Here is a 19,946-nt window from a genome sequence, read left to right on the forward strand (position 1 = left end):
ACACAACAACCACCACGAAAGGGGCAACCATGTGGGCCGATCGGATCGCACGGGCATTGTTGGTCGGCGTCGGACTGGTCAACCTGGCACCCGGCGCCGCGGCGCTCTCGGCGTCACGGGTCGAGTCCCTCTACGGCGTGCGGGTGGGCGACGCCGACCTGGAACTGCTGCTGCGCCACCGCGCTGCGCTGCTGGCGATCGTCGGCGGCGGACTGCTGGCGGGCACGTTCGTGCCGTCGATCCGGGTCCCCACCGTCGCCGCCGCCGCGACGAGCATGGGCAGCTACATCGCGCTGACCGCGGCGGTGGGACCGACGAACCCGCAGTCGTCGCGGGTGCGGGCCGTGGACGTGGGCGCGCTGGCGGCGCTGGCCGTCGCGGTTGGCCTCGGGTCCCGTTCGCTCAGGCCCGCCGCAGGCTGACCAGGAAGTCGACGGTCCCGGACCCGTCGACCGTGACGAAGCCCAGCGACGGGGGCTGCACACCGAAATCGGTCCACGTGACCGGGATGCTGCCGGAGGCCACCAGCGCATCGCCCGACCGGAGCACCTCGACGTCGGCGGTGACCGGCCGCGCCTCCCCCTTGATCGTGAGGGTTCCGGTCGCGGTGACCGTTCCGCTGGTGCCGTCGACCGGCAGGCCGGACAGGTCAACGGGTCCGTCGAGGACGAAGGTGGCGGTGGGGAATTCGTCGGCCGACATCACCCTGCCGTCGAACTGCCCGTCGCGCCGAGAGTCGTCGGTGGCGATGGACGCGACCTGCACGGTGATCTCGCCTGCCGTCAGCTTCTCGGCCTCGACGGTCGCCGAGCCGCTCACCTCCCCGGTGGAGCCGACCACCGTGACGCTGGCGCCGTTGAGGATCTCGTGCACCGTGTAGCCGGCCGCGGTCTCGTTCGGCGGGAGGCCTGCGTAGACCACCCACTGCCCGTTCACCTCCCCCGTCGCGGGCTCGGTGCCGGAGGTCGACACCGAGGCGGCGGGCGCATCGTCCTCGGCGATCCAGGTGCCGTACACCCACGGCCCCACGACGAGGGCGAGCACCGCGACGACCGCGATCCCCCCGAGTACCCACCAGCGTCTGCTCATGTCGGGGACAGTACTGACCTCCCACGCGCTCCGCAGGGTGTCAGTTCACCGCGCCGAAGTGCTTGCGGGTGTCCCGGGCGAAGCTCGCGAACAGCGCCTTGTTCACCGGCAGCGCGAGCCGGACCGGGACCCCGAAGCCGCGGCGCGCGGTGAAGGCGAAGGTCCAGACGAATCGGCAACCCGTCGGCGTCGGCTCGACCCGGTAGTCCTCGGCGAACGATCGGAACAGCGGGACGTTGGCCTGTTCCACGTAGAACGCGTGCCGCCGTTGCTCCTTGTCCCAGACGAAGAACTGCTCGCGCAGCTGCATGAAGCCGCCCGCCACCTTGGCGACCCTGGTCGTCGCCGTGCTGTGCGGGGCCACCGAGGTGTAGTGCACGTCGAGCAGCCGGCACCACGACAGCGGCTCGGCGCCGGTCAGGCCCCGCCACACCTCGTCCGCCCCCGCACGCAGATCCATGCCGTAGGTGTAGACGAAATCCGCGGTCTCGAAGTAGGAGTCGTCGATCGGGTCGAGATCGAACCAGTACATGGTCGCTCGCTTTCGCTCGAGGGCCCGCCGATTGTGTCGCGCGACATGTCTCGAGGGCCGACAGTACCGAACTATGCTGACCGACATAGGCAGCAAGGGAGAACGAGCACGTGACACAACGCCCCACCGCCCGCGACCGGATGCTCACGAGCGCCATCGCCCTCTTCCGTGAGCGGGGCATCGACGCGACCTCCTTCGCCGACGTCATCGAGCGCGCCGAGGCCCCGCGCGGGTCGATCTACCACCACTTCCCCGGCGGGAAGACCCAGCTGGCCGAGGAGGCCACCCGCACGGCGGGCGGCCTGATGGAGACGCTGATCGAGTCGAGCCTCGCGCAGGGCGGACCGTCCGAGACCCTGGCGCGGCTCATCGGCATGTTCCGCCGGCAGCTGCTGGACTCGGATTTCCGGTCGGGCTGCCCGGTGGCCGCGGGCGCGCTGGAGAGCGGGGACTTCGCGGCCGTGCGGGAGATCGCAGGCGAGAGCTTCACCGCCTGGGAGGAGGCCATCGCGACGGCCCTCGCCCAGCGGGGTGTGCCCGCGGCCCGCGCCGAGTCCCTTGCGACCACCGCCGTCACCGCCATCGAGGGGGCACTGCTCGTGGCGAGGGCGCAGCGCAGCGTGCAGGCACTCGACCGCGTCGGCGCCGAGCTGTCCGGGCTGATCGACACGGCGGTGGACGCGGCCCGGCGGTGACCGCAGCGAGAACCCGCTAGCTGGAGCCCTGCCCGTTCCCGTTCTTGACCGGGAACAGACTTCGTGCGATGACCAGCAGGATGCCGATGACCTCCACGACCGAGGCGGTCAGCCACGCGATCATCACCTGGGAATCGGGGTTCTCCCGGTTTACGAAGAGATACACCCCGAAGAACACGTTCGACATGAGGAGTTGCGCTCCGACAAAGATGGTCGACCAGAGTGCGAGGCGCTTGCGAAGCTTGATGTCCTGCTCGCGGTTCTTCGCCTTCAGAGTCCGTATGCGCAGCTCTGCCGCGAGGAGAGCACTGTTCGAGTCCTCATCTCGCTCCGATTGCTCTCCAGATTCCGAGCCACCATCGGATTCAGCGGGCGCATTCGCCGCATCAGTGTCGCCGGCACGGGCGCCTGAAGGCTCCTCTACAGCTACCTGTCGCTTGTGGAGCTCTTCCAACCTGGTCGCGCGCGCCAATTTGGCGCCGACCTGACTTTGATCGACGGCAGTTCCATCCCCGGTCACCGTCCGAGCAATCCCAGGCCGGCCAGGCGATTGTTCATCGCGGGAGTCGACACGTTGAACTTCCGTCGCAGATCACCGATCGACAAGCCCTCAGCCCACCATTTCTTCACGATCGCCGCAGGCATCAACAATTCGGCGGCGAACTGGTTTGCCCAGATCTCCTCGGAGTCTGTTCCTGATGAGGCGAGCTCGGCCCGCTCGTCGACGAACCCCATCGGCTCGGGGTCGTCTTGGTGCCGAATGTAGTGGCCGATCTCGTGCGCGAGGGTAAACCGTTGACGTACCGGGTGATCGGATTCGTTCACATAGATCTCGGTCGGGCCGTCTGCCTGCTCCCGGACAATGAATCCAGCCAGGTTGTTGTCCAGCATCGCGGGCCGAACCGCGATACCGAGGCGCTCGGCAATCTCCCAGGGATCGATCGGGAAGGCAATGTTGCCCATGCCGTCGTTCCAGTACTGCATTCGCAGTTTGCGGGCAGCGTCCTTCGCAGTCGCGGTTGCCATGTCCACCTCCGATCGCTGGGTTCGCTCGCGCCAAGGGGCGGGTATCCATGACCTGGCCTGCCGGGCAGGTTGGACTGTACCCACCATCCATGACGCGTGAACTCGTGCCCTCGGGCCGCTCGGCGTGTGTCGCACGTGGCGACGCCTCTGATGGCAAAAAGGACCCTCACCTGCGTGAGCAGGTGAGGGTCCTTGGCGGTGGCGGAGGGATTTGAACCCTCGGACGGGGGTTACCCGTCACACGCTTTCGAGGCGTGCTCCTTAGGCCGCTCGGACACGCCACCGCCGGTGACTTTACCCGACTCCGGGCCTGGCGCTAAATCGGCCGCTGACCGGGACCTCCGCGCGATCAGCGCTGCTCGCGGAAGAAGCCCTCCAGCAGCGCCGCGCACTCGTCCTCCAGCACGCCGCCGCGCACCTGTGGGCGATGGGTGAGCCTGCGGTCGCGGACCACGTCCCACAGCGACCCGACGGCCCCGGTCTTGGGCTCCCACGCCCCGAACACGACCTTCTCGATCCGGGCCAGCACCAGCGCCCCCGCGCACATCGTGCACGGTTCCAGGGTCACCGCCAGGGTCGCGCCCTCCAGCCGCCAGCCGTCGCCATGCACCAGGGCGGCCGCGCGCAGCGCCAGGATCTCGGCGTGCGCGGTCGGGTCGGCATTGGCCTCGCGGGCGTTCGCGGCCCTGGCCAGCTCGACGCCGTTCGCGTCGAAGACCACGGCGCCGACCGGGACATCCGCGGAGTCCGCGGCGGAGGCTGCGGCGATCGCGGCCCGGATCATCGCCTCGTCGCGGTCCCTCGCCCCGCTGGGCAGCGACATCTACCGGGGCAGGGTGTCGAGCACCGAGGAGAGTTCGGTGGCGAAGCCGAGCCGCTGCGCGATCATGCCCAGCTGCTCGTCGGGGTACAGCTCGGTCTCGGCGAGGATCACCCCGAGCACCGGCTCCGGCAGGCCGAGGTCCGCGAGCAGGCTGAGGTCGCCCTCCTCCCACGGGTCGACGTCGTCGAGCTCGTCGGGGTCGAGGTCAGGGGTCTCGATGTTGAGCGCGTCGAGCACATCGGAGGCGATGTCGTAGTCGAGCGCGGCGGTGGCGTCCGAGAGCAGCAGCCGGGTGCCCGACGGCGCAGGCCGGAGGATGACGAAGAACTCGTCGTCGATGTCGAGCAGGCCGAACACGGCGCCGGAGCTCCGCATCTCGCGCAGCTCGGTCTCCGCGGCCTCGAGACTGTTCAGTGCGGCCGAGGTCAGCGCCGTGCACTTCCACTTGCCGTCGTCGAGGACAACCGCGACGCCGAAGCCATCGAGATCCTCGAACTGGTCCGAGGGGGCGCTGTTGTCACGCGCGCGCTGAGCTGCCATGCCGTCACCGTAGTCCGCCGGGCGCCGGTAACTGAAGTCCGCTGGCAAATGTGCCAACCTATCCGGGTGTCTGATGAAGCGACTGACCCGCCGGTGTGCGTTCTCGGGCTCGGACTGATCGGCGGTTCGGTGCTGCGGGCCGCCGTCGCCGCGGGTCGGACGGCGTGGGGCTACAACCGCTCCGCCGGCGCCGTCGAGGACGCCCGCGCCGACGGATACGACGCCGACACCGACATCGAGGCGGTGCTGCACCGGGCCGAGCGGTCCGGCGCGCTGATCGTCGTCGCGGTGCCCGTCCCGGCCCTCGACGCCGTGCTCGGCGCGGTCGCCGCACACGCCCCCGACTGCGCGCTCACCGACGTGGTCAGCGTGAAGCGGGCGGTCCTCGACGCGGTGCGTGGGCACGGCCTCGGCGCCAGGTTCGTCGGGGGGCACCCGATGGCGGGGACCTCGCAGTCGGGCTGGGCGGCGGGCGACGTCGCCCTGTTCCGCGACGCGGTGTGGGTGGTCGGCACCGACGACGGCGTCGACCCCGTGGTGTGGGGCCAGGTGGCCGCGCTGGCCGTGGACTGCGGCTCGGTGGTGGTGCCGGCCGCCGCCGACGAGCACGACGCGGCGGCCGCCCGCATCTCGCACCTGCCGCACCTGCTGGCGGAGGCGCTGGCGGTGACCGCGGCGGCAGGCGGCGACCTGGCGCTCGGGCTGGCGGCGGGCTCGTTCCGGGACGGCACCCGGGTCGCGGGCACCGCGCCGGAGCTGGTGCGCGCGATGTGCGAGGCGAACTCGGGCGCGCTGATCGTCGCGCTGGACGAGGCACTGCGGCTGCTGACCGACGCCCGCGACGCCCTCGCGGACACCGGCAGCACGGAGACCCTGGTGACGGCGGGCCACGCCGCGCGCCTGCGCTACGAGAACCTGGACCGCTGGGAGATCACCGACGTCGCGGTCGGCGCGGACGGCTGGGTGGAACGGATGCGCGACGCCGGCCGCCGGGGTGGGGCGCTGCGCGCCCGTGCGCGCTTCGTGAGTGCAGGGACTCGGTAACCACGCACAGGCGGCGTAGCCGCCTCAGATCCGCTCGGCCAGGCCCTGGTAGTCGAGGATGAAGCCGTCGCGGTCGATGGTGACCGAGGAGCTCGACACCGGCGAGAGCACGTGGATGCCGTCCGAGCCGCTGCTGTAGGTCAGGCTCGCCTCCTGCACGCTCAGGTCGGGCAGGTACACGTACACGACCGGGACCTGGATGTCCTCGGAGTCGGTGTGCATGCCCAGCCGCCGGATCGGCAGGGTGTTGAAGAACGGGCTGAGCACCACGTCGACGTCCAGCGCGCCGCCGAAGGTGGATCGCTTGGGGTTGGTCCCGTTCTCGACCATCCAGTTGCCCTCCGAGTCCCGGCTGATCGAGACCTGCCGCTCACCCGACGCCAGGCTGGTCCGCAGCGAGAGCCTGCGGGTCACCCCGTTCTCGTCGGTGACCAGGTCGTAGGACGCGCTGAACGCCGGGTGCTCGGCGCACTGACCACCGATGATCCGGCCGGCCGCCTTGATCCGGTTACCGACGAGCTGCACACGAACCGACTCCATCCGAGGAGCGGTGTGGGCCCGCCACGTGAGGACCGCCGGCCAGACCGATTCGGTGGCCGCGGCGCCCTGAGCTGGATTGGTCACCTGACTACGGTAAGCGACGTGGGGCCTTCGGGCAGCGGTGGCGCGGAACCTCGCGGGTCGCGGATGTGCCGACCGCTCACGCCGCCTCGGCCGCGCGGCGCTCGAGCACCGCGATCCTGGCCGACAGCACCGCCAGCGCGAACAACCCGACCACCACGTTGAGCAACGCCCCGAACTCCTGCGCGACGAAGTCGAACACCTGGGTCAACAGCACCGTGACCAGCGCCGCGGCCCGCAGGAACTGCAGCGGCCACAGCTTGCCGTTGCGGAGCCTCACGACGCCGACCCAGCTCAGCACGCACGCGACGGCGGTGCCTGCGAGCTGACCGAGGGTGGTGATGGTCCCGGCCGCGCCCTCGAGATCGGAGGACAGCGTGACGATGGCGTTGATCAGCCCGGACGTCGAGAAGAGCACAAGGACGAAGGCCGCCACGCCGACCGCGGTGCGACTGCTCAGCGCGGACGGGATCCGCCGCGATTCCCACGCCCGCACTCCCCCGAACCGGCCGGGCTCCCGCGGATCGCAGCGCGCGAGCAGGTCACCGATGTCCGCGATCGCGGCCACGTCGGCGCCCGCCACCTGCGCCCGGTGCAGTTGCGCCTGCGCGAGCGCCCGGCGCTCCGGCGGCAGTCCCCGGATCAGGCCGTCCACCGCGATGGCGGCGGCGTTGCTGATGTCCTCGGCGACGCTCGGCGGCCGGGAGTCGTGCAGCCAGCGGTTGAGCAGCAGCAGGACCACCACGACGACGTACATGATCGCGACGGCGGGACGGTAGAAGTAGTCGTTGGTCTTGGTGACGAACTTGCCGACCTCGTCGAGGAAGAGCCCGAATCCGATGCCGCCCAGCACCACCGCGAGGAGTCGCGGCCGCAGGCCGAGGAACGAGAACACCACGACCAGGGCCGCCACCATCAGCAGCCCGCCCCACAGCACGTGTGCGACGTGCAGTGTGGACCCGCCGACCTGTGGGTACCCGGTCAGATGCAGGTAGGCACGGGTGACCAGGATCGTCAGCACCCCGATGATGACGAACGCCTCGACGAGGGAACTGGCCTGCGCGTCCCGCAGCAGCAGCGGCCTGCGCCGGGCGCGCCCGGTCTCGGTCCGACCGATCAGCGCGGACGCCAGTGTCATGGCTGCTGTCCTTCCGTGGCCCTGGGTTCCCCAGTGTCCCCCAACCGGGCGGCCGTCGTGCCCGTCACCGATCCCGCGACTTGTCCACAGCTGTGGACAAATCCTGTTAACACCCGGCGCCAGACTGTGGACAGTGTGGACGAATCTGTGGATTACATCGATGTAATTAGCCTGTACCTGCGGCTTTGCCATCCACAGGCCTGTGGATAACGGGATGACGCGGAGGCGACGGACTGTTGATCCCCAGCCCGACCGGAGGCCCGTCCACAGGCGGCACACAGATGGCGAGGAGAAATCCGGCAATTCGCGGCACCGCCGCGCCTGATCATCGATGCGAAAAGCCCCGCCGATCACGTGGATCGGCGGGGCCCGCATGCCGCCCCAGGTCGGGGAACCGGGCGGCACGTTTGGTGCGGGCCCATGCCTTCGAGCTGGCTGGCTCCATCGGCCCGCGACAACCACCTTAGCGGTAATCGAACGTGCGTGCTAGTCGCGCCACCACCGGTCGCGCGGCCGAAAGCCGCTGCGTCCGACGGGAGTTCAACCGGAGGCCCACGAGAAAACCCCTCACCGGCATTGCTGCCGGCGAGGGGCTCCTCACTGTGCGCCCGAAGGGATTCGAACCCCTAACCTCTTGATCCGTAGTCAAGTGCTCTATCCGTTGAGCTACGGGCGCATGTCTTCAGTTGTGCTGGCCTACGAGCACCAGCGTGGCGGAAGCGAGAGGATTTGAACCTCCGGTCCCCTTTGAGGAGGACAACTCATTAGCAGTGAGTCCCATTCGGCCGCTCTGGCACGCTTCCTAGGCTCAGGTCCTTTCGGAACCGCCGGATGGAAAGATTACACAGGCACGGCGTGGGGCGCAAAACGGCCGGTCACAGCGATTTCTAGCGAAGATTGCCATCGAACCAGTCGAAGATCCGGCGCTGCGCATCCATCATCGCCTGCGCGGCCGGATCGTTGTCGTCGCCGTCCACCGGGAACTCCGGCGGCTCGTCCGCGCGGTGCGCGAGACCGCTGTAGCTGACCACCAGGGTCGCCACGTCGGCGCGCGCGATCGCGTCCCGCAGTCGTTCGACCTCCTCGCGCGGGGTACCCGGGTCGTCCTCGCCGTACAGCCCCAGCCACGGAGCCTGCAGCCTCGGGGCCGCCTCCACCAGAGCCGGGGCACCCTCCGCGAGTGGGTGGACGATGCCGCGCGCGGACACGCTGACCGCGGCGCCCACCGGCCTCGACGTCGCGACGAGCAGGGCGGCCGTGCCCGCGTCGTCGAAGCCGAGCACCCCGACACAGTCCGGGTACACCCCGCGCGCGGTGAGCCAGTCGAAGGCCGCGTCGAAGTCGTCGAACAGGTTGTCCCCGAACACCTCCGCGGTGCTGTGCAGGGGCTCCCGATGGAAAAGGTGCGGCGCCACCGTCAGCCAGCCCTCGGCCGCGAGCGAGCGCATGAGAGCGAGCAGGTTGTCGGTGAACTCCCGCGATTCGTGCAGGACCACGATGCCGCCGCGGGCGGGTCCGTCCGGTTCGACGGCCGTCAGGGGGACGCGAACGGGGGGCTCGTCCGGATGCTCCCCCAGGGCGCGCAGCACCGCGCTGTCCGTGAAGATTCCCGACATACGTATACCTTGGCACGCTCACGGCCCACCCGTTCAAGATTCTTTTCGGGGTCACCGGGTTCTTTTTCGCCGCACCCGCCACGCCCGATCGGAAGCGGCGCATAATGTCGATCCATGACCGTGCGCACCCGCCCCGACCTCTCGAGAATCGCCCCCTACGTGCCGGGACGCAGCTTTCCCGGCGCGATCAAACTGGCCAGTAACGAGACCACCGCCGGTCCGCTGCCCAGCGTGATGGAGGCGATCGCCGAGGCCGCGGCGGGCGCCAATCGCTACCCGGACAACGGCTCGGTCGCCGTGCGCGACGCGCTGGCCGCCAAGCTCGGTGTGAGCGCGGACCGGATCACCACCGGCTGCGGATCGGTCGGCATCTGCCTCGAACTGGTGCAGGCGACCTCCGGGCCGGGCGACGAGGTGATCTACGCGTGGCGCTCGTTCGAGGCCTATCCCGTGGTGGTCAAGGTCGCGGGCGCCACCCCCGTCGAGGTCCCGCTGACCGCCGACTACGAGCACGACCTCGACGCCATGCTCGCGGCCATCACCGACCGCACCCGGCTGATCTTCATCTGCAACCCGAACAACCCGACCGGGACCGTGGTCGCCGCCGAGGCCCTCGCGCGGTTCCTCGACGCGGTCCCCCCGCACATCCTGGTCGCGCTGGACGAGGCCTACTACGAGTACGTGCGACCCGACGCCGGCGCCGAGGCCGCACCCGACGGCATCGCCCTGGCCGAAGGCCGGCCGAATGTCGTTGTACTGCGGACCTTCTCGAAGGCCTACGGCCTGGCCGGACTGAGGATCGGGTACGCGATTGGCGACCCGGAGATCATCGCCGCCCTGTTCAAGGTGCACCTGCCGTTCGCGGTCACCAGCGTCGCCCAGGCCGCCGCGGTCGCCTCGCTCGCCGCCGACGCGGAACTGCTCGCCCGTACCGACGGGGTGGTCGCCGAGCGGACGCGGGTGCGGGACGCGCTGATCGCGGGCGGATACGACGTGCCGCCGACCTCCGCCAACTTCCTCTGGCTTCCGCTCGGCGACCAGGCGGCGGCCTTCGGCGAGGCGGGCGTCGCCGCGAAGGTGCTCATGCGACCGTTCGCGGGGGACGGCGTGCGCGTGACCATCGGCGATCCCGACGAGAACGACACCTTCCTGGCGTTCGCCCTCGGGGCCGGCCTGCCCATCTGGAAGGCCTCCCAGCAGGGCTGAGGACTCCGTACCACGCAGAACGGCTCCGACCAGGACACGCCCGGTCGGAGCCGTTCAGTTTGGCGGAAGCGGAGGGATTTGAACCCCCGGTGGGTTTAACGCCACGCTCGCTTTCAAGGCGAGTGCATTCGGCCGCTCTGCCACGCTTCCACCGCAGATCCTAACGGCACCCCCGGCGCCCGGCGGAATCCACCGCGCCGGGTCAGCCCGCCGATCGCTCGCCGATGGCGGCGTTCACCTTCGTGAACACCCTCTCGACGCTCGTCAGCTCGTCCGCGTCCAGCAGATCGACGAGATAGCGACGCACCCCGCTGACGTGCGTCGGGGCCGCCTCCTCGAGCCGTCGGCGCCCCTCCTCGGTGAGGATCGCCAGCACCCCGCGGCCGTCGTCGAGGCAGGTGTTCCTGGTGACCATCCCGTCCGCCTCCATCCGACGGATCTGATGGGTCAGCTTGCTGCGCGAGGAGATCACGCCGTCCGCGAGATCGCTCATCCGGACCGACCCGTCCGGCGATTCGGACAGCATCACGAGAATTCGATAGTCGGCCGTGCTGAGCCCGTGCCGATCCTGTAACTCGCGGTTGAGTAATCCCATCAGCCGCTGGGAGCCGTCGATGAAGGCGCGCCATGCGGCCATCTCCGCGTCGTCGAGCCAGCGGGGGGTCTCGTCCTCAGAACCGTCGATCTGTGTTGTCACGCAACCATTCTAGTTGCCTGCGCTCATGATTCATACCGCTCGGTCTGAAAGTCCGGCGTTGCATCAGCCGGACACCGCGCGCAACGCGGAGGTGTCGATCTCGGCGAGTTTCGCAAACCCGGCCAATCCGAGCGTCAGATCGAAATCCGCCAGCAGGATTCGCAGCGCGTGCCGGGCGCCCGCCTTGCCCGCGAGGCCGAGCCCGTACACCCACGGCCTGCCGTAGAGCACCGCGTCCGCACCGAGCGCCAATGCCGTGAGCACGTCCGCCCCGCACCGAATTCCCGAGTCCAGCAACACATCCGCGTGGCTGCCCACCGCAGCGGCCACTGGCGCGAGGGCGTCAAGCGCGGCGATCGCACCGTCCACCTGCCTGCCGCCGTGATTACTCACCACCACGCCCGCCGCGCCCGCGTCGACCACCGCGCGTGCGTCGTCCGGGTGCAGGATGCCCTTGACCGCGATCGGCAGGTCCGTCCACTCCCTCAGTCGGGTCACGTCGGCCGGACGCAGGGTGTGGTTCCCGAACATCGACACCCAGGTCAGCACGGCCATCTGCATCGCCTCGGCGCTCTCCTCGGGCGCACTGGCGAGCCGGGAACGGAAGACGGGGTCGGTGAGATAGTTCGCGATCCCCTTGCCCTGCAGGAACGGAAGGTGACCGAGCTCGAGATCTCTTGGGCGCCAGCCCATTCCCGGCGTGTCCGCGGTGAGCACGATCGCCTTCGCGCCCGCGGCCTCGGCCCGGCGCACCAGCGACTGCGCCACCTCGTCGTCGGCGGGCCAGTAGAGCTGATACCACCAGTTCTCGCCGGACACCGCCCCGACCTGCTCGATGGGGGTGGACGACGCCGTGGACAGCACCGAGCCGATCCCGAGCTCGTCGGCGGCCTCGCCGACCGCCAGCTCCGCGTTCGGGTGCACCAGTTCGAGGACCCCGACGGGCGCGGTCAGCACCGGCGCGGCCAGCCGGGTACCCAGCACCTCCACACTGAGGTCCCGCGCGCCAGGGGCCGCGGTCCCGCGCAGCATCCGGGGCACGATCGAGTGCCGCTCGAAGGCCGCCAGGTTCGCGGCGGCGGTCCGCTCGCTCGACGCGCTGCCCGCGATGTAGGCGAAGGCCTCCGGCGACAGCGTGGTCGCGGCCAGCTCCTCGAGCCCGGCCGCGGTCATCGGCAGATCGGGCCTGGCGCCGCCGACCCCGGACAGGTAGATCTCGTTCTGCATGTTGCCGAAGTAGGTCACCCGCGTGACGGTAGCGGGTCCCGGCCCCGGACGGGAGGGGTCGGCGCACCGGTTCGGCCGCTCCCGCGACAGCGGGACGGGCGCGGGCTAGCGTCGACATCATGCGCGCCATCACCGTGACCGGCCCCGGCGGACCCGAGGTGCTCGAGTGGGCCGAGGTCCCCGATCCGCGGCCGGGGCAGGGGCAGGTCCTCATCGACGTCGCGGCCACCGCGATCAACCGCGCCGACCTGTTGCAGCGGGAGGGCCTGTACCCCCCGCCGCCGGGAGCCAGCGAGATCCTCGGGCTCGAATGTTCGGGCACCATCGCCGAGCTCGGCGACGGCGTGCGCGGCTGGGCGGTCGGCGACCCGGTGTGCGCGCTGCTCTCCGGCGGCGGCTACGCCCAGCGGGTGACGGTCCCGGCGACCCAGCTCCTGCCGGTGCCCGAGGGCCTGGACCTGATCGCGGCGGCCGCGCTGCCCGAGGTGGCCTGCACGGTGTGGTCGAACCTGGTGATGATCGCCGGCCTGCAGGCGGGCCAGGTGGTGTTGATCCACGGCGGCGGGGGCGGCATCGGCACCCACGCGATCCAGGTGGCGGCCGCGCTCGGCGCCACCGTCGCCGCGACGGCAGGCTCCGAGCACAAGCTGGCGGTGTGCCGTCGGCTGGGCGCGTCGATCGCCGTCAACTATCGCGAGGACGACTTCGTGGCCGCGCTGTCCGCGACCCCCCGCGGCGGCGCCGACCTGATCCTCGACAACATGGGCGGCGCCTACCTCGGCCGGAACATCGACGCCCTGGCCAAGGACGGGCAGCTCTGCGTGATCGGCATGCAGGGCGGCCGGGTCGGCGAGCTGGACCTGGGCAAGCTGCTCGCCAAGCGGGGCCGGGTGTTCGCGACGGGCCTGCGCGGCAGGCCGGAGACCGGGCGCTCGAGCAAGGCCGCCATCGTCGCCGCGGTGACCGAGCGACTCTGGCCGATGGTCGCGGACGGCGCCGTCCGGCCGGTCGTGCACGCCGAGCTGCCGATCACCGAGGCCGCGCGAGCCCATGCCCTGTTGGATGCGCCCGAGACCGTCGGCAAGGTGGTGCTGACGCTCGAGTGAGGCCGATCAGCCGAGGGCGGCGACAGCGCGCACGAGCTGATCGATCTCGTACCGGGTGGTGTAGGGCGCCAGGCCGATCGTCACGGCACCGCCCTCGTCACTGACCCCGAGCGAGTCCAGCAGCCTGCTGCCGCCGCGCTCGCCGACGAGAGTCCCGATCCGGCGCTCGGCGAAGTGCAGCGACACCTTCTCCGCGGGCACCCCGGCGACCGTGAAGCTGATGGTCGGCACGCGGCTGTGCGAGGTGCCGATCAGCATCACCTGGGGCAGCCGCCGCAGCGACGCCATCAGGTAGTCGAAGATCCGGTCGTGGTAGTCCTGCAGCGAACTGATCGAGGTCTCCAGGCGCTCCCTGCGGCTGCCGCGGGCGGTCTCGTCCAGTCCGGCGAGGTAGTCGATCGAGGCGGTCAGCCCGGCGAGCAGGGCGTACTGGTGCCCGCCCATCTCCAGCCGCTCCGGTCCGGTGGCGTACGGGTTCAACGAGATCGCGGGGATCTTGTCGAGCAGCGCGGGCTCGCGGAAGATCAGGGCGCCGATCTGCGGACCGCCCCAACTCGGCGCGTTCACCGCGAGCACGTCGGCACCCATCTCGTGGATGTCCACGTGCGCGTAGGGCGCGGCCGCGATGGCGTCGGCGACCAGCAGGCCACCGACCTCGTGGATCCGGTCCGCGGCCACCCGCACGTCCGGCGCCGAACCGACGATCGGGGAGGCCGCGGTCAGCGCGACCAGTCGCGTCGTGGCCCCGATCAGCTCGGCGAACTGCCAGCTCGGCAGGTCGCAGGTGTCGATCTCGACCTCGGCCCAACGAACCTGCGCACCATAGCGATTCGCCACCCGCAACCAGGGCGCGACGTTGGCTTCCTCGTCGAGCCGGGAGAGCACGACGCCGGTGCCGAGGCCGAGCCTCGAGCTGAGTGCCTCGGCCAGCCAGGCCAACAGCACGGCCCGGTCCTGGCCGAGCACCACGCCCGCCGGGTCGCCGCCCACGAGATCGGCGACCGCCTCGCGGGCCGCCTCCAGCGTCGCGGCGCTGCGCCGCGACGAGACGTGCCTGCCGGTGTGGGAGGCCGCGGAGCCACGGAACGCGGTCGACACCGCGGTGGACACCGAATCCGGATGCTGCATGCCGGCCTGGGGATCGAGATGGATCCAACCGTCTCCGAGCGAAGGGATAAGTCCCCGCACCCGGGCGACGTCGTATGCCATGCCCGACAGCCTAGGACCTAATTTCGAATCGGTGCGATGCGGATGGCCGGATTGTGAGGCATCACAGTATCTGTAACTGCATACAACACAAATTTTTCCGGGTTCCGCGCCGCGCGCCGAAACCCGTGCATGGTTCGCCGTCGGTCGATGCGCGGGCTGCTCTCCTGATACAAGATGGAGCCATGACGCAACCGGACAATGAGCAGGTGGTCGTGATCGGACCCGACGGGCAACCCATGATGGTCGCCGCCGCAGGCCTCCCCGGCGTCGGATCGGGTCCGGGCGACACCGGCTTCGCGGGCGCGGGCCGCCCCGAGGGAGAGAACGGCGAGAATCTCGCGGAAATGGTCGAACAGCCGGCCAAGGTGATGCGAATCGGCACCATGATCAAGCAACTCCTCGAGGAAGTCCGCGCGGCACCGCTCGACGACGCCAGCCGGAACCGGCTCAAGGAGATCCACAAATCCTCGATCCGGGAGCTCGAGCAGGGCCTGGCCCCCGAACTCCGCGACGAACTCGAACGACTGACCCTGCCGTTCACCGACGACACGGTCCCCTCCGACGCCGAACTGCGGATCGCGCAGGCGCAGCTCGTCGGCTGGCTCGAGGGCCTGTTCCACGGCATCCAGACCGCGCTGTTCGCCCAGCAGATGGCGGCCCGGTCCCAGCTCGAGCAGATTCGCCAGGGTGCGCTGCCACCAGGCATGGGCGCAGGCCACGGGCACCAGAATCCGCAGCAGGGCTCGGGTACCGGCCAGTACCTGTAGCCGTGCGCCTGGTCGGCCCCGCGCGGCCGACCAGTAGGCTCGGTCACCGTGTCAGCATCCGCCCCAGAATCCGAGGCATTGGCCACCGATGTCCCCCCGGTCTCCGACTCGCAGACCCTCCGTCGCGGGTTCAAGGACCTGAGGGACGGATTCACGCAGCGCGAACTGTGGCTGAGCCTCGGTTGGCAGGACATCAAGCAGCGCTACCGCCGCTCGGTGATCGGCCCGTTCTGGATCACCATCGCCACCGGCGTGCAGGCCACCGCCATCGGCATCCTCTACGCGGCGCTGCTGGACATGCCGCTGAACGAGTTCCTGCCCTACGTGACCGTCGGCCTGATCGTCTGGAACCTGATCAACGCCTCGATCATCGAGGGGTCCGAGGTTTTCATCGCCAACGAGGGCCTGATCAAACAGCTGCCCTCGGCCTTGAGCGTGCACATCTACCGCCTGGTGTGGCGACAGCTGCTGTTCTTCGCGCACAACCTGGTCATCTACGTGATCATGGTCGTCGCATTCGCGGTATGGCGGGACCTGAGCTGGGCATCGCTCGCGGCGATCCCCGCGGTGGCATTGCTCGTGCTCAACGCGGTGTGGGTGTCGATCGTCTTCGGCATCTTCGCCACCCGCTACCGCGACATCGCCCCCATCCTGTCGTCGATGACGCTGCTGCTCTTCGTGCTGACGCCGATCATGTGGACCACCCAGAGCCTCGTCGCGCAGGGCGGCGCGGTCGCCGAACGCGCGAGGATCGCCGAGCTCAACCCGCTCTACCACTACCTCGAGATCGTCCGCGCGCCGATGATCGGGCAGCCGCAGGCGCTGTACCACTGGTACATCGTGCTGGGGATCACCGTGGCCGGCTGGGCGCTGGCGCTCGTGGCACTGCGCAAGTACCGGGCCCGCGTGCCCTACTGGGTCTAGGAAGAGCGGTCAACAGATGACGAAGCACGTCAGTATCGACACGCACAACGCGTGCGTCGACTTCCCGATCTTCGACGCAAAGTCGCGGTCGCTGAAGAAGGCCTTCCTCGGCAAGGCCGGCGGCGCGATCGGCCGCAACGACTCCGACGTCGTGGTGGTCGAGGCCCTGCGCGACATCACCCTCTCGCTCAAGGAGGGCGACCGGATCGGGCTGGTCGGCCACAACGGCGCGGGCAAGTCGACGCTGCTGCGGCTGCTGTCCGGCATCTACGAGCCGTCCCGTGGCAGCGCCAAGATCCGCGGGCGCGTGGCGCCGGTGTTCGATCTCGGCGTCGGCATGGACCCCGAGATCTCCGGCTACGAGAACATCATCATCCGCGGCCTCTTCCTCGGCCAGACCCGCAAGCAGATGCTGGCGAAGATGGACGAGATCGCCGAGTTCACCGAACTGGGCGAATACCTGTCGATGCCGCTGCGCACGTACTCGACGGGCATGCGGGTTCGGGTCGCGATGGGCGTGGTTACCAGCATCGACCCGGAGATCCTGCTCCTCGACGAGGGCATCGGCGCGGTCGATGCGGAATTCATGAAGAAGGCCCGGATCCGGCTGCAGGCGCTGGTCGAGCGCTCCGGCATCCTGGTCTTCGCGAGCCACTCCAACGAGTTCCTCGCCCAGCTCTGCGACAGCGCGATGTGGGTCGACCACGGCCAGATCCGCATGCGGGGCGAGATCGAGGACGTCGTGCGCGCCTACGAGGGCGACGACGCCGCCGACCACGTGCGGCACGTCATCGCCGAGATGAAGCGCGAACAGGACCAGCCGGGGACCGCCCTGTGACCGAACGGATCATCGGCGTGGTGGTCACCCACAAGCGCCGCGAGCTGCTCGCCGAGTCGCTGAAGGTGCTCTCCACCCAGTCCCGGCCGCTGGACCACCTCGTGGTGGTCGACAACGCCGACGAGGCCGAGGTGCGCGCGCTCGTCGAGGGCTCGGACGTGCCGACCACCTACCTCGGCTCCAAGCACAACCTCGGCGGCGCGGGCGGGTTCGCGCTCGGCATGCTGTACGCGCTGTCCCTCGGCGCCGACTGGCTCTGGCTGGCCGACGACGACGGCCGCCCCGAGGGGCCCGAGGTACTCGCCACCCTGCTCGACTGCGCCACCCGGCACGGGCTCGCGGAGGTGTCCCCGGTGGTGTGCGACATCGACGACCCCGACCGGCTGGCGTTTCCGCTGCGCCGCGGCGTCGAGTGGCGGCGACTGCGCTCCGAACTCGGAACCGAGGATCTGCTCCCGGGAATCGCCTCCCTGTTCAACGGGGCGCTGTTCTCCGCCGCCGCGGTCGACGCGGTCGGGGTCCCGGATCTGCGCCTGTTCGTCCGCGGCGACGAGGTGGAGGTGCACCGCCGCCTGGTCCGCTCCGGCCTGCCGTTCGGCACCTGCCTGCAGACCGCGTACGTGCATCCCAACGGGGCCGAGGAGTTCAAGCCGATCCTGGGCGGGCGGATGCACACCCAGTACCCGGACAACGAGACGAAGCGGTTCTACACCTACCGCAACCGCGGGTACCTGCTCTCGCAGCCGGGCATGCGACGACTGATCCCGCAGGAGTGGCTGCGCTTCGGCTGGTTCTTCCTGATCAACCGCCGCGACCCGGCCGGTCTGCGCGACTGGGTGCGGCTGCGCAAGATGGGCAGGCAGGAACGGTTCGAGCGGAACTGACCGCCGCACCGGCCCCGATCAAGGCGTCCCCGTGCGGTCCGACCGCACGGGGACGACCTCCGGCCGCCGCCTACTGCTCGTAGAGGCGTTCCCAGTTCTCGCGACTCGTCAGCTGCGGGGCCGCGTCACGGTACTGGCGGGAAACGGCGGCGCCGTCCTCGCGTAGGCGCCGCAGCACCCGGACCGTTCGCCGCAGCAGGTCGACCGCCTTGCCCTTGTCGCGCTGACGGATCCGCACCCCGGACTGCGAGGCGTCGGTGACCACCACGTGGTCGAACAGCGAGATGTGCCACCAGTGCGCATCCTCGCGCGGAACGCTGACCAGGCCGTGCTGGGTGCGGCCGAACCACTGGTCGATGGCCCGCTTGATCAGGATCAGACGCATCGCGCTCGGCTCGCCGCCCGAGCGCCGGGTGGTGAGGTCCGCGGACCGCACCGGGGCGGTGGCCGCGTCGTGCTTGACCGTCTCCTGGTACTCGGCCCGCTCCGCGCGGATCGCGGCCATCGCCGCGATACCGCCGTCCTGCAACACCTTCGGGCCCTCGAGGAAATCCTCGATACCGCGCAGCGTGGTCGCCGCCAGCCCGTACTGCATGCCGACGAGGTACTCGCTGATCTGCCGGAAGAACTGCCGCCCCAGCCGCTTGGTGTCCAGGTCGCTGTGCAGCGCGCCGACGATCAGGGAGTTGCGGGTGCTGAAGTAGCGCGCCCAGTCGTCGAAGTCCTTCCAGTAGAAGTCCGCATGCCAGACCGCCGCGTTCGGCAGGGTGACCGTGACGAACCCCGCCTCGCGGGCGCGGACCCCGTACTCGACGTCGTCCCACTGGAAGAAGATCGGGACGGGGAGGCCGACCTTCGCGACCACCTCGGCCGGGATCAGGCACGTCCACCAGGCGTTGTATCCGGCGTCGACCCGGCGCTCCTGGTTCTTCTTCAGCATGCTGGTGTTGCGCAGCGCCTTCGGCACCTTCTGCCCGTGCTGCAGGGTGCCGAGATCGACATCCTCCGCGCCCACGTTCAGGTAGTCCGGGTTGAGCAGGAACAGCATCTGGGCACCGACGAGGGTCGGCTCGACGGTCACGTTCGCGAAGGCGTTCAGTCGCAGGACGGTCTCCGGCTCGCACAGGATGTCGTCGTCCATCAGGATCACGTCGGCGTGCCCGTCGGCCGCGGAGACCTCGTAGAGACCGCGGGTGAAGCCGCCCGCGCCGCCGAGGTTGGGCTGCCGCAGGTAGTGCAGCTTGTCGCCGAACCTGGGCGCGACCTCGCCGTACAGCTCACGGTCCCGGACCAGGTCGGTCCCCTGGTCGACCACGTAGACGGAATCGATGACCTCGAGCACGCGATCGTCGGAGGCCAGCGCCGCGACTGTCTTCGCGCAGTCGTCGGCGCGGTTGAACGTGCAGATCGCGATCGCGACGGGGCGGACGGTCTCGGGCGCGGCCGCGGTCCACTCGAGGCGGTCCACGGTCAGCGGGGCGTCCAGCGCGTCGATCTCCACCCAGAGGGCGCCGCCGTCGACGAACTTGTCCAGCGGCGAGGAGAGTTCGACGGTCTCGTCGCCCGAGCCCGCGACGGCACCCACGATTCGGCGGTGCCCCGCGATGTCGGAGGCCACCAGGCGGACCCGGAAACGGCCGGAGCCGGCCGCCCGCAGGCTGACCCGCACCTCGGTGACCGTGGTCCAGCGCTGCCAGTAGCTGGCCGCGAACCGTCCGAAGTAGGTGTTGGTGTGGGCGCGCGCACCCGCGTCCAGGCGGAGCGTGTGACGTTCCCGGTCGCCGGAACCCTTGCGGAACGCGACATAGAGGTCGTCGTTGACGATCGGCGACATGCCGACGAAGACGCCGCGCTGCACGAGCAACCGCGCCGCGACCTCGGCCGCCGGGGCCCCGGACTCAAGGAATTCGGGCTTGTTCATCCAACCGCCAACTCTCGATCGTGTCGCCAATGTCCACCCGCAG

General features: G+C 69.9%; 22 protein-coding genes and 4 tRNA genes. 9 read left to right on the forward strand and 17 right to left on the reverse strand.

Translation table 11 applies throughout. From position 1 onward, the window contains the following. Positions 1 to 29 precede the first annotated feature (29 nt). Entirely contained in the window at positions 30 to 422 is a 393-nt protein-coding gene (locus C8K38_RS19715) for a hypothetical protein (RefSeq protein WP_097213103.1), read from the forward strand. Here C8K38_RS19715 and C8K38_RS19720 read toward each other — a convergent pair. Together C8K38_RS19720 and C8K38_RS19725 are read right to left on the reverse strand one after the other, a co-directional pair. Then, positions 403 to 1,089 (reverse strand): YceI family protein, encoded by a 687-nt coding sequence (locus C8K38_RS19720; protein ID WP_097213104.1) that lies wholly within the window; start codon positions 1,087 to 1,089, stop codon positions 403 to 405. The two genes, C8K38_RS19715 and C8K38_RS19720, sit on opposite strands and share 20 nt — an antisense overlap. Positions 1,090 to 1,129: 40 nt before the next feature. Beyond that, positions 1,130 to 1,621 (reverse strand): SRPBCC family protein, encoded by a 492-nt coding sequence (locus C8K38_RS19725; protein ID WP_097213105.1) that lies wholly within the window; start codon positions 1,619 to 1,621, stop codon positions 1,130 to 1,132. A 110-nt stretch (positions 1,622 to 1,731) separates the two neighbouring features. Between C8K38_RS19725 and C8K38_RS19730 the strand changes: the two genes are divergently transcribed. After that, positions 1,732 to 2,316 (forward strand): TetR/AcrR family transcriptional regulator, encoded by a 585-nt coding sequence (locus tag C8K38_RS19730; RefSeq protein WP_257017622.1) that lies wholly within the window; start codon positions 1,732 to 1,734, stop codon positions 2,314 to 2,316. A gap of 16 nt (positions 2,317 to 2,332) precedes the next feature. On the opposite strand, the gene C8K38_RS26930 is transcribed toward C8K38_RS19730, so the two are convergent. The 5 genes from C8K38_RS26930 to C8K38_RS19750 form a co-directional block, all read right to left on the reverse strand. Then, the gene (locus C8K38_RS26930) at positions 2,333 to 2,836 is read right to left on the reverse strand and encodes a hypothetical protein (RefSeq protein ID WP_143548495.1); all 504 of its coding nucleotides are present in this window, start codon (positions 2,834 to 2,836) and stop codon (positions 2,333 to 2,335) included. Further along, a complete protein-coding gene (locus tag C8K38_RS19735) occupies positions 2,833 to 3,342 on the reverse strand; it encodes an ImmA/IrrE family metallo-endopeptidase (RefSeq protein WP_179800637.1) in 510 nt (169 codons plus the stop codon). The genes C8K38_RS26930 and C8K38_RS19735 overlap by 4 nt, the downstream gene beginning before the upstream one ends. A gap of 193 nt (positions 3,343 to 3,535) precedes the next feature. Continuing rightward, a tRNA-Ser gene (locus C8K38_RS19740) sits at positions 3,536 to 3,626 on the reverse strand. A gap of 65 nt (positions 3,627 to 3,691) precedes the next feature. Next, the gene (locus C8K38_RS19745; protein WP_257017623.1) at positions 3,692 to 4,165 is read right to left on the reverse strand and encodes a nucleoside deaminase; all 474 of its coding nucleotides are present in this window, start codon (positions 4,163 to 4,165) and stop codon (positions 3,692 to 3,694) included. Next, the gene (locus tag C8K38_RS19750) at positions 4,166 to 4,705 is read right to left on the reverse strand and encodes a tRNA adenosine deaminase-associated protein (protein ID WP_077043983.1); all 540 of its coding nucleotides are present in this window, start codon (positions 4,703 to 4,705) and stop codon (positions 4,166 to 4,168) included. Between the two features lie 48 nt (positions 4,706 to 4,753). Here C8K38_RS19750 and C8K38_RS19755 point away from each other — a divergent pair, with 48 nt between their 5' ends. Continuing rightward, positions 4,754 to 5,749: a prephenate dehydrogenase gene (locus tag C8K38_RS19755; protein ID WP_097213108.1), complete on the forward strand. Its 996-nt coding sequence runs from the start codon at positions 4,754 to 4,756 to the stop codon at positions 5,747 to 5,749. A 24-nt stretch (positions 5,750 to 5,773) separates the two neighbouring features. Here C8K38_RS19755 and C8K38_RS19760 read toward each other — a convergent pair whose 3' ends face one another. From C8K38_RS19760 to C8K38_RS19780, 5 genes are all read right to left on the reverse strand, one after another. Continuing rightward, the gene (locus tag C8K38_RS19760; RefSeq protein ID WP_077043172.1) at positions 5,774 to 6,373 is read right to left on the reverse strand and encodes a putative glycolipid-binding domain-containing protein; all 600 of its coding nucleotides are present in this window, start codon (positions 6,371 to 6,373) and stop codon (positions 5,774 to 5,776) included. A gap of 76 nt (positions 6,374 to 6,449) precedes the next feature. After that, positions 6,450 to 7,508: a hypothetical protein gene (locus C8K38_RS19765; RefSeq protein ID WP_257017624.1), complete on the reverse strand. Its 1,059-nt coding sequence runs from the start codon at positions 7,506 to 7,508 to the stop codon at positions 6,450 to 6,452. Between the two features lie 603 nt (positions 7,509 to 8,111). Next, positions 8,112 to 8,184 (reverse strand) — tRNA-Arg (locus C8K38_RS19770). A 35-nt stretch (positions 8,185 to 8,219) separates the two neighbouring features. Then, positions 8,220 to 8,311: transfer RNA gene (locus tag C8K38_RS19775), tRNA-Ser, on the reverse strand. Between the two features lie 84 nt (positions 8,312 to 8,395). Continuing rightward, the gene (locus C8K38_RS19780; RefSeq protein WP_097213109.1) at positions 8,396 to 9,124 is read right to left on the reverse strand and encodes a dienelactone hydrolase family protein; all 729 of its coding nucleotides are present in this window, start codon (positions 9,122 to 9,124) and stop codon (positions 8,396 to 8,398) included. A 114-nt stretch (positions 9,125 to 9,238) separates the two neighbouring features. On the opposite strand from C8K38_RS19780, the gene hisC reads away from it, so the two are divergent. Next, a complete protein-coding gene (gene hisC, locus C8K38_RS19785) occupies positions 9,239 to 10,330 on the forward strand; it encodes a histidinol-phosphate transaminase (RefSeq protein ID WP_097213110.1) in 1,092 nt (363 codons plus the stop codon). A 60-nt stretch (positions 10,331 to 10,390) separates the two neighbouring features. Here hisC and C8K38_RS19790 read toward each other — a convergent pair. The 3 genes from C8K38_RS19790 to C8K38_RS19800 all read right to left on the reverse strand — a co-directional run bounded on the left by C8K38_RS19790 (position 10,391) and on the right by C8K38_RS19800 (position 12,254). Further along, positions 10,391 to 10,480, reverse strand: a tRNA-Ser gene (locus C8K38_RS19790). A gap of 52 nt (positions 10,481 to 10,532) precedes the next feature. Continuing rightward, a complete protein-coding gene (locus C8K38_RS19795) occupies positions 10,533 to 10,967 on the reverse strand; it encodes a MarR family winged helix-turn-helix transcriptional regulator (RefSeq protein ID WP_097213156.1) in 435 nt (144 codons plus the stop codon). A gap of 123 nt (positions 10,968 to 11,090) precedes the next feature. Next, the gene (locus C8K38_RS19800; RefSeq protein ID WP_097213157.1) at positions 11,091 to 12,254 is read right to left on the reverse strand and encodes an alpha-hydroxy-acid oxidizing protein; all 1,164 of its coding nucleotides are present in this window, start codon (positions 12,252 to 12,254) and stop codon (positions 11,091 to 11,093) included. A gap of 119 nt (positions 12,255 to 12,373) precedes the next feature. Here C8K38_RS19800 and C8K38_RS19805 point away from each other — a divergent pair, with 119 nt between their 5' ends. Continuing rightward, positions 12,374 to 13,360 carry an NAD(P)H-quinone oxidoreductase gene (locus C8K38_RS19805; protein ID WP_097213111.1) on the forward strand — a complete coding sequence of 329 codons (987 nt, stop codon included), beginning with the start codon at positions 12,374 to 12,376 and terminating at the stop codon, positions 13,358 to 13,360. Positions 13,361 to 13,366: 6 nt separating this feature from the next. Here C8K38_RS19805 and C8K38_RS19810 read toward each other — a convergent pair whose 3' ends face one another. Next, positions 13,367 to 14,569, reverse strand: coding sequence for a cysteine desulfurase-like protein (locus tag C8K38_RS19810; RefSeq protein WP_097213112.1), 1,203 nt, complete (start codon positions 14,567 to 14,569; stop codon positions 13,367 to 13,369). 182 nt (positions 14,570 to 14,751) lie between these two features. On the opposite strand from C8K38_RS19810, the gene C8K38_RS19815 reads away from it, so the two are divergent. Genes C8K38_RS19815 through glfT1 form a run of 4 tightly spaced genes read left to right on the forward strand, consistent with a single transcriptional unit; the run spans position 14,752 to position 17,982 of the window. Beyond that, on the forward strand, positions 14,752 to 15,336 hold the full coding sequence (locus tag C8K38_RS19815) for a bacterial proteasome activator family protein (protein WP_097213113.1): 585 nt from the start codon (positions 14,752 to 14,754) through the stop codon (positions 15,334 to 15,336). 48 nt (positions 15,337 to 15,384) lie between these two features. After that, on the forward strand, positions 15,385 to 16,260 hold the full coding sequence (gene wzm / locus C8K38_RS19820; protein ID WP_097213114.1) for a galactan export ABC transporter permease subunit Wzm/RfbD: 876 nt from the start codon (positions 15,385 to 15,387) through the stop codon (positions 16,258 to 16,260). A gap of 16 nt (positions 16,261 to 16,276) precedes the next feature. After that, entirely contained in the window at positions 16,277 to 17,098 is an 822-nt protein-coding gene (gene wzt / locus C8K38_RS19825; RefSeq protein ID WP_097213115.1) for a galactan export ABC transporter ATP-binding subunit Wzt/RfbE, read from the forward strand. Beyond that, entirely contained in the window at positions 17,095 to 17,982 is an 888-nt protein-coding gene (glfT1, locus tag C8K38_RS19830) for a galactofuranosyltransferase GlfT1 (protein WP_097213116.1), read from the forward strand. The genes wzt and glfT1 overlap by 4 nt, the downstream gene beginning before the upstream one ends. A 70-nt stretch (positions 17,983 to 18,052) precedes the next feature. On the opposite strand, the gene C8K38_RS19835 is transcribed toward glfT1, so the two are convergent. Then, on the reverse strand, positions 18,053 to 19,903 hold the full coding sequence (locus tag C8K38_RS19835) for a glycosyltransferase (RefSeq protein WP_097213117.1): 1,851 nt from the start codon (positions 19,901 to 19,903) through the stop codon (positions 18,053 to 18,055). Positions 19,904 to 19,946 lie beyond the last annotated feature (43 nt).

Source organism: Rhodococcus sp. OK611 (genome assembly GCF_003050885.1).
GTDB classification, from domain to species: Bacteria; Actinomycetota; Actinomycetes; order Mycobacteriales; family Mycobacteriaceae; genus Rhodococcus_G; species Rhodococcus_G oryzae.